At 43.3% G+C, this 14,829-nt stretch carries 13 protein-coding genes; 9 read left to right on the plus strand and 4 right to left on the minus strand.

Annotated elements, in window-relative coordinates; all coding sequences use genetic code 11:
* Window positions 1-202: 202 nt before the first annotated feature.
* Window positions 203-1,357 (minus strand): iron-containing alcohol dehydrogenase, encoded by a 1,155-nt coding sequence (locus tag AN389_RS18665; protein WP_055015708.1) that lies wholly within the window; start codon window positions 1,355-1,357, stop codon window positions 203-205.
* A gap of 217 nt (window positions 1,358-1,574) precedes the next feature.
* Here AN389_RS18665 and AN389_RS18670 point away from each other — a divergent pair, with 217 nt between their 5' ends.
* Window positions 1,575-2,474, plus strand: coding sequence for a LysR family transcriptional regulator (locus AN389_RS18670; RefSeq protein ID WP_055015709.1), 900 nt, complete (start codon window positions 1,575-1,577; stop codon window positions 2,472-2,474).
* On the opposite strand, the gene AN389_RS18675 is transcribed toward AN389_RS18670, so the two are convergent.
* The 3 genes from AN389_RS18675 to AN389_RS18685 all read right to left on the minus strand — a co-directional run bounded on the left by AN389_RS18675 (window position 2,475) and on the right by AN389_RS18685 (window position 5,226).
* Window positions 2,475-2,867, minus strand: a complete 393-nt coding sequence (locus AN389_RS18675; protein ID WP_055018892.1) for a DUF4019 domain-containing protein — start codon at window positions 2,865-2,867, stop codon at window positions 2,475-2,477.
* Between the two features lie 202 nt (window positions 2,868-3,069).
* Complete coding sequence (locus tag AN389_RS18680) at window positions 3,070-3,804, minus strand: DUF5020 family protein (RefSeq protein WP_055015711.1); 735 nt, start codon at window positions 3,802-3,804, stop codon at window positions 3,070-3,072.
* Window positions 3,805-3,834: 30 nt separating this feature from the next.
* Window positions 3,835-5,226 (minus strand): nucleobase:cation symporter-2 family protein, encoded by a 1,392-nt coding sequence (locus tag AN389_RS18685; RefSeq protein WP_055020446.1) that lies wholly within the window; start codon window positions 5,224-5,226, stop codon window positions 3,835-3,837.
* A gap of 441 nt (window positions 5,227-5,667) precedes the next feature.
* On the opposite strand from AN389_RS18685, the gene xdhA reads away from it, so the two are divergent.
* The 8 genes from xdhA to puuE are packed head-to-tail and all read left to right on the plus strand — an operon-like array spanning window position 5,668 to window position 14,737.
* Window positions 5,668-7,176, plus strand: a complete 1,509-nt coding sequence (xdhA, locus tag AN389_RS18690; RefSeq protein WP_055015712.1) for a xanthine dehydrogenase small subunit — start codon at window positions 5,668-5,670, stop codon at window positions 7,174-7,176.
* Window positions 7,163-9,502 (plus strand): xanthine dehydrogenase molybdopterin binding subunit, encoded by a 2,340-nt coding sequence (gene xdhB, locus AN389_RS18695; protein ID WP_055018890.1) that lies wholly within the window; start codon window positions 7,163-7,165, stop codon window positions 9,500-9,502. The genes xdhA and xdhB overlap by 14 nt, the downstream gene beginning before the upstream one ends.
* Window positions 9,495-10,385 (plus strand): xanthine dehydrogenase accessory protein XdhC, encoded by an 891-nt coding sequence (gene xdhC / locus AN389_RS18700; protein ID WP_055015714.1) that lies wholly within the window; start codon window positions 9,495-9,497, stop codon window positions 10,383-10,385. Before xdhB ends, xdhC begins: the two co-directional genes overlap by 8 nt.
* Window positions 10,382-10,882 carry a 2-oxo-4-hydroxy-4-carboxy-5-ureidoimidazoline decarboxylase gene (uraD, locus tag AN389_RS18705; RefSeq protein ID WP_055018889.1) on the plus strand — a complete coding sequence of 167 codons (501 nt, stop codon included), beginning with the start codon at window positions 10,382-10,384 and terminating at the stop codon, window positions 10,880-10,882. The genes xdhC and uraD overlap by 4 nt, the downstream gene beginning before the upstream one ends.
* The gene (gene uraH / locus AN389_RS18710; RefSeq protein ID WP_055018888.1) at window positions 10,879-11,217 is read left to right on the plus strand and encodes a hydroxyisourate hydrolase; all 339 of its coding nucleotides are present in this window, start codon (window positions 10,879-10,881) and stop codon (window positions 11,215-11,217) included. The genes uraD and uraH overlap by 4 nt, the downstream gene beginning before the upstream one ends.
* Window positions 11,218-11,219: 2 nt before the next feature.
* Window positions 11,220-12,581, plus strand: coding sequence for a guanine deaminase (gene guaD / locus AN389_RS18715; protein WP_055020443.1), 1,362 nt, complete (start codon window positions 11,220-11,222; stop codon window positions 12,579-12,581).
* 4 nt (window positions 12,582-12,585) lie between these two features.
* A complete protein-coding gene (locus AN389_RS18720; RefSeq protein ID WP_055020444.1) occupies window positions 12,586-13,797 on the plus strand; it encodes a urate hydroxylase PuuD in 1,212 nt (403 codons plus the stop codon).
* A gap of 1 nt (window position 13,798) precedes the next feature.
* Window positions 13,799-14,737: an allantoinase PuuE gene (gene puuE / locus AN389_RS18725; RefSeq protein ID WP_055020445.1), complete on the plus strand. Its 939-nt coding sequence runs from the start codon at window positions 13,799-13,801 to the stop codon at window positions 14,735-14,737.
* The last annotated feature ends 92 nt before the right edge of the window (window positions 14,738-14,829 follow it).

The following is a 14,829-nucleotide window of genomic DNA, read 5'->3' on the forward strand; positions in this document are numbered from 1 at the left end:
TTTTAGCTTTTAGCTTTTAGCTTTTAGCTTTTAGCTTTTAGCTTTTAGCTTTTAGCTTTTAGCTTTTAGCTTTTAGCTTTTAGCTTTTAACTTTTAACTTTTAACTTTTAACTTTTAACTTTTAACTTTTAACTTTTAACTTTTAACTTTTTAAGCAAAAAAAATGACGCTAAAAAGCGCCATTTTTTGTTTTAGTATTAAATTAAAGCGCTAGGCTTAAAATTTTCTTCGCTTTAGCAACGTCAATATCGCCATGTTCGCCAAGGGCTGTCATGCCGTTGCGCTCAAGGTTATTGCCAACCGCTTCAACGGCTTCTTCACCTAGGTCGTAATCGCCAAGTTTGGTTTTAATGCCCATTTGCTCAAAAAAGTCTTGAGTATGTTTAATGGTTGCATCAATCAGCTCGTTTTTGTCTTCCATATTTAGGCCAAATACACGCTCACCTAATTGAATAATTTTAGCGCGTTTTTGTTCTTGCTGAACAAACATCAATGGCGGTAATACAATAGCAAGCGTTACAGCGTGGTCTAAGTTATAAAGCGCTGTTAGCTCATGGCCTATCATATGCGTAGACCAATCTTGTGGAACACCTTGGCCAATTAAACCATTTAACGCCATTGTTGCCGACCACATTACGTTTGCACGTACGTCGTAATCTTCTGGGTTTTCTAGGGCTTTAGGGCCTTGCTCAATTAGCGTAGATAAAATGCCTTCTGCAAAACGGTCTTGTAGTGGGGCATTTACTGGGTACGTTAAGTATTGCTCAATAACGTGTACAAACGCATCAACTACACCATTAGAAATTTGGCGAGTAGGAAGCGAGAATGTGTACTGTGGGTCTAACACTGCAAACTGCGGCTGCACTATTGGTGTACCAAAGGCGCGTTTTTGCTGCGTTTCTTTACGGGTAACAACCGAGTTACCATTACTTTCTGAGCCTGTTGCCGGTAGCGTTAATACCGCACCAATAGGCAGTGCGCTTTTTACTTCTGCGCCATTTACTAAAATATCCCAGCCATCGCCTTCGTATTTTGCTGCTGCCGCTACGTATTTAGCACCGTCAATAACACTGCCGCCGCCTACAGCTAATATAAAGCTAACGTTTTGCTCTTTTACAAGTTCAACTGCTTTAGAAAGCGTTTCGTAAGTTGGGTTCGGTTCAACACCCGAAAACTCAACAAAATCTACACCTTTAAGTGCATTTACTACATCGTCATATACGCCGTTCTTTTTGATAGAACCACCACCGTATAAAAACATGACCTTGCCTTCGCTAGGTACGCGGCTTGCGATCTCGTTAATTTGATCTTTGCCGAATAAAATCTCGGTGCGGTTTTTAAATGCAAAATTTAACATATTTGTACTCTACTTGGTTACGGGGCTTAGCCCCTTGTGCTCACTGCTTTATAAAATGGGAGTTAATCTTTAACTTACAAGTAATTAATTGCCAAATTTATAAAATAAATACGATAACGTTTAATCTTTGAATGAGCGGCAAGTGTACGCGCTCTTTACAATAAGTAGAATTCAGTTAATCTTGCTTTACCTATCGGATTTCTGATACCAAGTAATTATGTCTTACTTTGTTCAACTACGCACCTTTGTTGAAGTTTACCGCTGTAGAAATATTTCCCGTGCGGCTAAAAATTTAGGATTGTCGCAACCTGCAGCCACCGCCCATATACAAACAATGGAGTCTGTAGTGGGTAAATCATTATTTGAGCGCCGCCACCGAGGCGTTGAGCCAAGTAATGCAGCCCACGACTTAGCAGGCCAAGTGGCAAACCACCTAGATGCCATAGAGCAAAAAATAGCGTCTGTACGCACCCGCTCTAGCGATGTGAGCGGTACAATTACACTTGCAGGGCCCGCTGAATATATTAGCTATGTGGCTTCTGCCCAATTGGCTAATTTATTACAAGCAGGCAATGTTGATGTGGTCGTTATCCCAGGTAATCGCGAGCAAATTTATTCAGCGCTCGACACCGGCGTTGCCGATATGGCTATTACGGCCTCCTTGCCCGACAACAAAATTTACGACTTTGAAGTGCTCGACAGCGAAGAGCTAGTACTAGTAGCGCACCGTTTATTAGCCCAAAGCTTAGAGGGGCAAACTATTACGCCGGCACTGTTAAACACGCTGCCAGTGGTTAGTTACGACAGCCAATTACCACTTATACGCCAGTATTTTGATACCGTATTTAAGCAAAGCTGTACGTCAAAAATAATTGCACGCTGCCCCGATATACGCGCGCTCGCCGGCATAGTAAGAACCGGTGTAGGCTATACCGTGCTGCCTGATTACCTATGCCATGACGATATTCAATCAGGAAGGTTAATTAAACTTGGCCCACAAGGCCCTGAAAACAATTTATATTTGGCGTGGCGTAAAGGGGCGCTTGCTCATCCGCGGCTTAATTATGCGCGTGATGTGCTGATGGCTTTTTCTCATATTAATAAATACGCAAAATAGCTATTTAATAAAATAGCCCACCGCACGCCATTGCCCGCTACTTTTACTTAATGTTAGGGTTTCAACTGCAAGCCTTGCCGCAAATTGCGTTTTAAACTGCACAATAAGGTATTTACCCTGTGGGGCACCCGGTAAAGATGTGTATTCATTAGCGCTTATTTGTTCTCGTGTAGCCACTTTACCCAATGGCGCACGCACTGTGCTTAAGGCGCTTTTCCAGTTTGTTTTATTTAATTGCGATTTAAATAGCGCATCGGCTTGTTGCCAGCTTTTTGTATATTCTCCCGCATCGATCAACTGCAACCAATTTATTGCTACGGGCATATTTTTAGTGGCCTCGGCCCACACTGAGCAGCTTATAAACAAGCTTAAAATTAAAATGAGGGGTTTCATCATTTTTCCTTTTAATCTGGCATTAAAAGTAAATATTGCTACTTTAAATTACAACACATTAGTGAAATGGTTAACCCCTAATGTAAAAAACATTTGTGCTGTAAAGCAAAATTAAACGCTAATAGGCCCTTTATTAATGTTAGTAACTTAAAAGCTGCAGTTAACTGCAGCTTATGCTTTTGTATTTTTAACACTTAATAGGTTAAAAATGCCATTTAACCATTAGGTTGGGGTTGTGCTCTGTTTGGCCATCTACACCAAACTTATTTTTCCAATACACGTATTCTATACCTACATCAAGGCGGCCTGTGTCGAGGCCAAGCATAGGGGCAATGTTGTATTTAAGTTGTGAGGTAAAGTTAAAACCGCCTTCGCTTTTACCAAACATAGTGTCGGTACTGTCAACGATATCTAAAAAGCCATCGTACCTAAAGTTACCCTTGTTATAGCCCCACGTTACGGTTATTTGATTGTTATCTTCACGCTCTATACCTATATCGTCCTGAAAACGACGGTAATAAGCCACATTAAAGTATTGAAAACCAGGTACATCTAGCGATACGCCACCCCCTAATAAATAGTTATTTTGATCGGTATCACCTGAGCCGTATTCTGTTTGTAGCCCTAAAAACACCGCTTTAACAAAGCCTTCTTGTGGTTTGTAAAGCGTTGGGTTTATGTTTAGCTCTCCGTACACTTCATCGGGGTTACTTAATCTATCCATAAAAAAGAACGTGCCCCCCCAGGTATGACCCGATGCATGCTCAATGGTGACTACGCTTCTGTTGTCTTCTTCGCCAGAAAACGGTTCTAGGTAATCTGCGCCGGTCATGGCGGTAATACTAAAATCTGACCAAAGCTCTTTAGCCGACACGCCCGTTGAGCAAACAGCAATTGCAGTTACTAATGCTAACTTTTTGATTGTTTTGATTTTCATTGTTAATCCCTTTTTTATAATTTTATTAGTTTAGTTAAGATGATCTGTACTTGCTGAATAATTTTCAGGCAATACCAACGTCATAACTATTGCTGTTAAACCCGGCACCGTCACAGCACTTCCAAATATGGCGGTTACTAATTTAGGCGCATTTATAAATAGCTCTGGTACAAAACTAACCCCTAGCCCCATGCCTAAGCTCACCGCAATAATAAGTAAACTACGGCGGTTTATTTTTTCACTTGCAAGAATTTTTACCCCTGCGGCTGCTACGGTGCCAAACATTACAAGCGTTGCACCGCCAAGTACGGGTTTGGGTATGTTTTGTAGTACAGCCCCCACCACCGGAAACAACCCTAAAACAATCAGTATTGCACCAATCCATAGGCCAATGTACCTACTTGCCACACCTGTTAACTGAATAACCCCATTGTTTTGACTAAAAGTAGTATTTGGAAAGGTATTAAATGCGGCTGCAATCATTGAGTTAACACCATCACCTAATACACCTGCGCGTATTCGGGCTAAATAGCTTGCACCTTTAACGGGTAATTTAGACACTGCACAATTAGCGGTTATATCACCGGTCGATTCTATGGCTGTAATAAGGTATAAAAAGCCAAAGGCAATCATGGCGCCAAAATCAATATTAAAGCCGTATTTGAAGGGTATTGGCATGGCAATTAAATCAAACTCGCCCACCTCAAACTTGGCAATGCCTAAAATAACTGCAAGTATCCAGCCTACTATCATGGCTACAACCACAGCGGTAAGCCTTACCCACTGGTTTTTGCTGGCGTTAAGTAACACCACTAATGCCACCACCGAAAATCCCACAATTAAGTTACTTGCTGATGCAAACTTTTCAGGCATATTAGTTAATAACCATTGCCCGCCGCCTATGTCGGTCATACCTACTTTAATGAGGTAAACCCCAATGGTGGTGATCACCACACCGGTGACTACAGGTTTAATGACCTTGCCGAGTTTTTCTATAAAAAAACTAATAAATATCTCTACAAAGGCCGCTAAAAAGCACACTGCAAATATAGTGGCCAACACCTCATCGTTATTGCCTCCGGTGGCTTTTACAGAAAAGCCGGTGGCTAAAATAGTGCCTAAAAAAGCAAAACTGGTGCCTTGAACACATATAAGCCCTGAGCCAATGGGCCCCACACGGCGCGCTTGAATAAACGTACCAACACCCGACACAAACAACGCCATACTAATTAAATAGGGTATTTCGCTGCCAAGTCCCAATACCCCACCAATAATAAGCGTAGGCGTAATAATACTTACAAAACTTGCCAGTACATGTTGCAGGGCGGCGAAAAAGGATTCGGTCAGCCCTGGTTTATCATCTACTGCGTATAAAATGTCTTCGCACGTATTAACCGCTTTTTCTGTCCTTGCCTCACACATTGCATCGTCTGATTGCTTTATCGGCTCTAACATAGTGCTCTCCTTTAGTTTGTATAGTTAATATTGCTGCAACCAAAAATCAAAACTATTGCTTTATATCTAAAGCCAACAAACTGTCCTAATGGTCAAGTTTATTGTGCAAATATTTTTATGGCGCCTATTTAAAATGTTAAAAATAAACTTCTATAAAAAGCTATTTAGCTGACAGATTTTACTTTATATAAAAGGGTAAATAGCTTTTTAGCCCCCACTCTTTTGTGTACTTGTTAAGCAAAACTGTGCTTTAATTAAATTACTGACCGAGCGGTCAACAATGGCATGGTATCTGCAATAAACTTACCAATATGAAAAAGTTTTTTTCTTAGCAGCACCAAAACAACAAGAAAAAATATACGCCAAGCCTTTAAAGATCAGGGCTTTAAAAAAGTTAAGGGGGTCTGTGTGATTCAGTTTTTATTAAATGACACGCCAATAGAAGTAGAAGAATGTTCGCCGAGTCTCACCATTTTGGACTGGCTTCGCACCAAAAAAGGGAAAATGGGCACCAAAGAAGGGTGTGCAACAGGGGATTGTGGCGCATGCACAATTTTAGTCGGCGAAGAAAAAACAAACTTAAACGGTAACCCAGTTTGGCACTACCAAACCATGAACAGCTGCCTGCTTTTATTAGGTAATGCACACGCAAAACACATAGTAACCGTAGAGGCTGTAACAGCGGGGCTTTACCCTACACTTAACGATTTACACCCAGTACAACGCGCATTGGTTGAGTGCCATGGTTCGCAATGTGGTTTTTGTACTCCCGGCATAATAATGAGCATGCTGGCGCTTTATATTAATAATCCGAGTTACCCAGGTAAAAAAGCCGCTATTCATGCACTAGGGGGTAATTTATGTCGTTGTACGGGTTACAGCCCTATTTTACTTGCAGTTGAAAAAGCTTATAGCTACGAGCGTAAAAACGAGCCTTACTCAGCCCTAGCGGCTCAGTTCAAAGCTTCACTTAATACGCAATATGATGACGATGTTCCATTTTTAAAAAATGGCCCCCGCAAATTCTACTTGCCACAAAATGCTAAGCAGCTAGTTGAACTAAAAGCACTATATCCGCAAGCACACTTGGTTGCTGGTGGCACCGATTTTGCCATTGAGCTTAGCCAAAACATGCTATTGCCTGATGTAATAATATCGCTAAGCCAAGCTAAAGAGCTGTGCACATTAAGCGATAATAACGGCGAGCTACATATTGGTGCAGCACTCCCTTACAGCCAATTTGTAGACGCATTTTACACTTACTACCCTGAGTCTAAGGAGCTGTTTGAACGCCTTGGTTCTAACCAAGTACGTAACAGTGGCACCTTAGGTGGCAGCATAGGAAACGCCTCTCCTATTGGCGATCCGGCCCCATTATTAATTGCACTTAATGCCACTATGGACTTATTAAGCGCAGCAGGCACACGCACTATAAACGTGGCCGACTACTTTATTGATTACAAAAAAACAGTCATTAAAAGCGACGAAGTCATTAGCAAAATTACCGTACCTAACCGCCCAGACTCATTAAAGCTTGCGTGTCATAAAATTTCAAAACGCTTTGAAGATGATATATCTACTGTGTGTTTAGTACTGGCTATAGAGCAAACACAAGGTGTGATTAGCAATGCCCGCTGCGCCATGGGCGGTATGGCTGCCATACCCAAACGCGCTGCGCATATAGAGCAAAAGCTTAATACTCAGCCATTAGAAGTAAGCACGTTTATAGATGCGGCGAATGGTATAAATGATGACTTTGCACCCATGAGCGATGTACGCAGCAGCGCACATTACCGCACTACGGTAAGCAAAAACTTGCTGCAGCGTATTGGTATTGAGTTTTGCGGTGCACAGCCAAGCAGCAATAACAATAATAACAACATTGCCATTACGAGGATTTCCCATGCGTCACTTTGAAATGGATAAACTAAAAACCCAAGGCGGAAGCGTTGGCCAATCTAAATACCACGAAAGTGCAATAAAACAAGTATGTGGCAATGCAAACTACGCCGACGATAACCCAGAGCCCCATGGCTGCTTACACGCCTACCCTGTGCTTGCGCCGATTACCAGCGGCTTTATTAAATCAATTGATACAAGTAAAGCGCTTGAAGTGGCAGGTGTTAAACGTATTTTATCGGCTGATGATGTACCCGGTAAGCTTGATATTGGCCCAGTATTTCCAGGTGATGTACTGCTTACTAACCATGAAATTCAATACCACGGGCAACCAGTGCTGATAGTCGTTGCCAAAAGCTATGCCATTGCGCGCCGCGCTGCTCGCTTAGTGGTTATAGAGTGCGAGCAAATTACCCCCATACTTGATATTAAAGAAGCCATAAAAAAAGAGCATTGGGTAAGGCCGCCACATTCACTTAACCGTGGTAATAGCGAGCAAGCCATAAATAATGCAGCTCACCAGCTTAAAGGCGAAATACACATAGGCGGGCAAGAACACTTTTACCTTGAGGGACAAATAGCACTTGCTCAGCCCGATAACGACGGTGGGATTCATGTGCAGTGTTCTACACAGCACCCAACAGAGGTGCAGCACTTAGTTGCTAAAATTTTAAAAAAGCCATTTAGCTTTGTAAACGTAGAAACCCGCCGTATGGGCGGAGCCTTTGGCGGTAAAGAAACTCAAGGCGCACCGTGGGCTTGCCTTGCAGCGCTTGCGGTTTACCACCTTGGCTGCGCCGTTAAAATGCGCCTAGCCCGCAGCGACGACTTTAAACTTACCGGTAAACGCCACCCATTTTATAATCAATACCATGTAGGGTTTGACGAAAATGGCCTAATTGAAGGCGCTGATGTAACCGTAAATGGGTTTTGTGGCTACTCGCCTGACTTATCTGATGCCATTGTCGACCGTGCAATGTTTCATGCTGATAACGCGTATTACTACCCTGCTGCCACCATTAAGGGGAATCGCTGTAAAGTAAACACCGTAAGCCACACTGCATTTAGAGGATTTGGTGGCCCGCAGGGCATGATCATGTCGGAGCTAATAATGGACGACATTGCCGCTAAATTAGGTAAAGATCCGCTTGAGATCCGAAAACTTAATTTATACAAAAAAGGCCGCGACACCACGCCGTATCATCAAACCGTAGAGCAGCATATTTTAAAAGATATGATAAGCCAGCTTGAGGAGTCGGGTGATTACTGGGCGCGAAAAAAGGCAATTAAAGCTTTTAACGCATCATCGCCTATAATCAAAAAAGGCCTTGCAATGACGCCGGTTAAATACGGTATATCGTTTACCGTACAACACTTAAACCAAGCGGGAGCACTCGTGCATGTTTATAGTGATGGCTCGATACATTTAAACCATGGCGGCACCGAAATGGGCCAAGGGCTTAATACAAAAATAGCGCAAATAGTAGCCCATGGCTTTGGCGTTGATTTTGACGCAGTAAGCATAAGCGCGACCCGTACCGACAAAGTACCAAACACCTCGCCAACCGCCGCATCAAGCGGGACTGATTTAAACGGCATGGCGGCGCTAAACGCGGTAAACACCATAAAAGAGCGTTTAATAAACTTTATAAGTGAGCACTTTGAGGTAGACAGCCAAAGTATTGTATTTAAAGATAATCTCATTACCTTTAGTAAAGGCGAAATTAGCTTTAGCGAACTTGCAAACCTTGCCTACATGAATCGTATATCGCTTTCATCAACCGGTTATTACGCAACGCCTAAAATTCATTACGATAGAGCCAAAGGCGAAGGCCGGCCATTTTTTTACTACGCGCATGGCGTAGCACTGAGTGAAGTAGAAATCGATACGCTGACAGGCGAAAACACTGTAACGCGTGTTGATATACTGCACGATGTGGGCAGCTCAATTAACCCAGCACTTGATATAGGCCAAATTGAAGGGGCTTTTGTACAAGGTATGGGCTGGCTTACTACCGAAGATTTACAATGGAATGATAAAGGCCAGCTTGCAAGCTTTGGCCCTGCTAACTACAAAATTCCGGCTATTGGCGATACCCCTGCCGAATTTAACGTCAATTTATATAACTCGGCCAACCCAGAAACCACCGTATTTAGATCAAAAGCCGTAGGCGAGCCACCGTTTATGTTGGCCTTTAGTGTGTGGAGTGCGATTCGTAATGCTATAAGCAGTGTAGCCGATTACAAGTACACAGCCCCACTTGATACACCTGCTACACCCGAGCGTGTATTAAATGCAATTGATCAAACCGCTAGCTGGTTTAAGGAGCATCAACATGGCTAATTTAAATGAGTCGTTTCAGGGTTTTCATACGCAAAATTGGGCGCAAGCTATAAACGAGCACGAACAAAGCGGCACTAACTATGTTATTGCGACAGTACTAGGCACCAATGGCTCAACCCCACGTGGTACCGGCTCTAAAATGGTAATAAGTGGCGAGCATATCTACGACACCCTTGGCGGTGGTCACCTTGAATACGTAGTAATAGAAAAAGCCCGCGAGCTCCTTGCCAAAGGTGAGGCCGCGCAAGTGATAGAGCAATTTAACCTAGGGGCAAATTTAGGCCAGTGCTGCGGGGGAGCTGCCACCGTTATGCTTGAGTGCATGCAATGCGAGCGCTTTACCCTCGACATATACGGCGCAGGACATGTAGCACAAGCACTTATTGGTATATTGGCACAGCTGCCTATGCGTATACGTTGGATAGATAGCCGCGCCGATGTATTCCCACAATCAATCCCTAATAACGTAGTAAAAGTGGTTGATGAAGAGCCAACAGAGCAAGTAAAACGCGCGCCCAAAGCTAATAATTACTTAATACTTACCCATAACCACCAGCTCGATTTTGCGCTTACACAAGCCATTATTAAACGCGCCGATGCCAATTGGCTTGGCGTTATTGGCTCAGATACCAAAGCAAAACGCTTTAAACAGCGCTTAGCTCATCGCAACTTTACCACCGAGCAAATAAAGCAAATGGTCTGCCCTGTAGGGCTTGAAAATGTAACGGGCAAGCTCCCTATGGAAGTGGCTATTTCAATTAGTGGGCAATTAATTGGCCTTTACCAGGCTATGCAAACCCATGCGCCTAAACGTCAAGGTGTGCAATGGCGTGCACTTAAAAATGCCCTAATTAGCACCGCGCAAGAGGAAGAAAACGCATGAGTAGCTTAAAAATTAACACCCTAAATGAAGCGCAAGCGCATCAAGCCTTAGAGCACTGCTGCGCCGCCCCTAATTGGGTGAGCGGTATGCTAAATAGCATGCCATTTGAAAATAAAGAGCACTTATTTAACAGCGCACAAAGCGTATGGGATAGCCTAGGCGAGAGCGATTATTTAGCCGCTTTTGAAGGCCACCCGCAAATAGGCGATTTATCAACATTAAGTAAAAAGTACGCCGCTACAGCGCAAAAAGCGGGGCACGAACAATCAGGAATGAGCAAAGCAAACGAGCAAACCCTTAAAAAAATGATTGCACTAAATAAAGAATACCTCAGTAAATTTGGCTTTATATTTATTGTGTGTGCCAGCGGCAAAAGTGCTGAGCAAATGCTTGAACTTATTGAGCAGCGTATACACAACACCCGTAGCACAGAGCTTAATATAGCCGCGGGCGAACAAGCTAAAATAACAAAAATAAGATTGGAGTCATTGCTATGAATAAAAGCCCTATCACTACCCATATTCTCGATACCAGCACAGGCAAACCTGCAGCAAATGTAGCTGTACAATTGTTTATACACACTAATAGCGAGTGGGAATTAATTGCCCAAGGTAAAACAAATAGCGACGGGCGTATTACCGACTGGCTAAATACAGACGTAGAATTTGCAACCTATAAGTTGGTATTTGATTTAGATAGTTACTATGAAAACCAACCTACCCCAGCGTTTTACCCAGAAGCGCAAATAACCTTTAGATTACAAGATAAAAAACACCATCATATTCCGTTATTGCTTAGCCCATTTGGCTACTCAACGTACAGAGGCAGCTAACAATGAGCACGCAAAATAATAAAATGACCGTAATTTGTGCCAACATACTCGATTTTGTTGATGACCCCGCCATCGCAGGCGAAAGCGCCCATCGCTATTTTGAAAAAGGCGCGTTAGTTATTCAAAACGGTAAAGTGGTTAAGCTTGGTTACGAGCAAGACATACTGCCAAGCTTAAATAAATCAGCCACTATTATTCGCCACGATGGCAAATTGGTTATGCCCGGCATGATAGACACCCACATACATTTGCCGCAAACCGAAATGGTAGGCGCGTATGGCGAGCAGCTTTTAAGCTGGCTTACCGAATATGCCTTCCCCACCGAAAAAAAGTTTACCTGTGAGCATTATTCAAAAGACATATCTAACCGTTTTTTAGACGAACTACTTAGAAACGGCACCACCACTGCATTGGTATTTGGCACTGTGCATCCACAATCGGTGGATGCGTTTTTTAACGAATCTCAAAAACGTAATTTACGCATGATTGCCGGTAAGGTGATGATGGACAGAAACTGCCCTGACGATTTATCAGATTGTGCGCAAACCAGTTACGATCAATCAAAAGCACTGATAGAAAAATGGCATAATGTGGATAGATTAAGCTATGCGGTAACACCTCGTTTTGCGCCTACCTCTACCCCAGAGCAACTTCAAAAATGTACTCAATTATTAGAAGAATACCCCGACACCTACCTGCATACGCACCTATCTGAAAACAAAGACGAATGTGAATGGGTAAAAGGATTATTCCCCGAGGCTGAAGATTACCTTGGCGTGTACGAGCAAGCAAAAATGGTGCGTAAACGCTCGGTATTTGCCCATAGCATTCACTTATCTGAGCGTGAGCTTTGCTGCCTTGGCGATAACAATGCGGCTATATCGCACTGCCCTACCTCTAACTTATTTTTAGGCTCGGGCCTTTTAAATTTAAAGAGATGTGAAGAGCACGGAATAAACGTGGGTATGGGTACCGATGTAGGCGCAGGCACCAGTTTTTCTATGCTACAAACAGGTAACGAAGCGTACAAAATTCAGCAGTTACAAGGCCAAAAGTTCTCCGCATTTAAAGGCATGTATCTCGCCACCTTAGGCGGAGCACGGGCACTTGATTTAGAAGGCACCATAGGTAACTTTAATGTAGGCTGCGAGGCCGATTTTATTGTAATGGATTACGCGGCCACCTCGTTTTTAAAGTTCAGAATTGGCCATGCCAAAACCCTTCACGAACAGCTTTTTGCCATGATGATGCTAGGCGACGACCGCTGTATTGAACAAACCTATATTATGGGTAAAAGCGTGTATAAGCGCGATGCAAAAGAGCAATTTTCAACAACCCACACACCGCAATTAGAAGAGGCTTAACCTAATGGAAAACTATTTATTTGAGCTTGCTCATTTAGTGTTTAGATACTTTCACGTGGTCGCAGGTATTGCGTGGATAGGCGCCTCATTTTATTTTGTATGGCTTGATAACAACTTACAAACGCCGCCACAATGGAAACAAGATAAAGGCATAAGAGGCGATTTATGGGCAATTCATGGCGGTGGTTTTTACGAAGTAGCTAAATACCAAAATGGCCCAGAGCAAATGCCCTCAACCCTACACTGGTTTAAGTGGGAAGCCTACACCACCTGGATCAGCGGCGTGCTGTTATTTACGCTGTTATATTATGTGGGCGCAGATGTGTATTTACTCGATGCCAGTAAAAGTGAGCTAAGTAAATTTGCTGCTATTGGCGCATCACTTGGCTTTATAGGCTTAGGCTATGGTGTTTATCGGTTATTGTGTAAAAGCCCGCTTGTTGAAAACGGCAAGGCCTTTATTGCGCTCAGCGTGGGCTTTTTAGCGTTATGGACGTATGGGGTTGATCAGCTATTTAGCGACCGCGCGGTATATATTCATGTTGGAGCATTAATTGGTACCTGTATGGCCGGTAATGTATATCACATTATTATGCCCGCACAGCGTTACATGGTAAGCGAAGTAGAAGCTGGGCGCATTCCTGATTCAGCGCCGGGTTTGAAAGCAAAGCAATGCTCGGTACATAATAACTACGCCACCCTGCCGGTTATTTTTATTATGCTAAGCAATCACTTCTCGTATACCTATAGCCACGAGTTTGGTTGGTTGGTGCTTATTGGCTTTTTTATTATTGGTATGTGGATACGCCACTTTTTTAATTTAAAACACCAAGGTATTAATAAACCTTCAGTACTTATAAGCGGTATTGCCGCGTTTTTTGCGTTAATGCTAGCCATAGCACCGTGGCCTAACAGTACAACCCATGCAGGCGAAAACGCGCCGCTACAAGCAAGTATAAGCGATGCGCAAGCATGGGATATTATTAATAAACACTGTACACAGTGTCACAGTGAAACCCCTACATCAAAGCTTTTTCAAACCGCGCCGCTTGGCTTTAAGCTCGACTCACTTGCTGATGTAAAAAAAGCCAGTGCACTTATTCATACTCGCGCCGTTATTACCAAAGACATGCCATTGGCTAACATGACCAAAATGACTGATGCAGAGCGTGAAATGCTTGGCACTTGGCTTAGCGCAGTAAAAAAGGGGCAATAACATGAGCGAGCAATTTAAACACTACCCACGCGATTTAATTGGTTATGGGTCACAGGTACCCCATGCAAATTGGCCCAATAAGGCCCGTATAGCCGTGCAAGTAGTGTTAAATTACGAAGAAGGCGGTGAAAACAGTGTACTGCATGGTGATGCAGCGGCTGAAACGTTTTTATCAGAAATAGTCAGCGCTCCCCATGTAGAAGACCGCCACATAAGCATGGAATCTATTTACGAATATGGCTCACGCGCAGGCGTGTGGCGCTTACTTAAACTCTTTAAAAAATACGATATACCGGTCACCATTTTTGCTGTGGCAATGGCCCTTGAGCGCCACCCCGATGTAGCTAAAGCCTTTGTTGAAGCTGGGCACGAAATTGCAAGCCATGGCCTGCGCTGGATTAATTATCAACATATAGATAAGCAAACCGAGCGTGAGCACATGCAAAAAGCCATTGAGATCATTCAAACGCTTACCGGTAAAAAGCCCAAAGGCTGGTACACCGGACGCACAAGCCCTAACACGGCTGCCCTTGTGGTAGAAAATGGCTCGTTTTTATATGATGCCGACGATTACAGCGACGACTTACCCTTTTACAGTATTAAAGAAGGTAAACCTCAGCTAATAGTGCCCTACACGCTTGATGTAAACGATATGCGCTTTGCCGCAGTGCAGGGGTTTAACGCCGGTGATCAATTTTATAATTATTTAAAAGATGCCTTTGATACGCTGTATGAAGAAGGCGATCCACAAGGTGAAAACGCCCCTAAAATGATGTCGATTGGTTTGCATTGTCGCTTAATTGGCCGCCCAGGACGCATTAAAGCCCTCGCACGGTTTTTAGAGTATGCCAGCTCGCATGAGCAGGTTTGGTTTGCCACGCGCGAACAAATCGCCGAGCACTGGCTTAAAACCCATCCGTATAATACCAATCCGCAATAATACTTAATCATTTTCAGGGGCTAAACGTGTCGCTATCTGCGTTAAAAAATTCTCATTTACGACTGCATGGATGCAGAAGGTAGAGCAATGCA

Origin of the sequence: Pseudoalteromonas sp. P1-7a (assembly GCF_001401855.1) — a bacterium.
Lineage (GTDB): Bacteria > Pseudomonadota > Gammaproteobacteria > Enterobacterales > Alteromonadaceae > Pseudoalteromonas.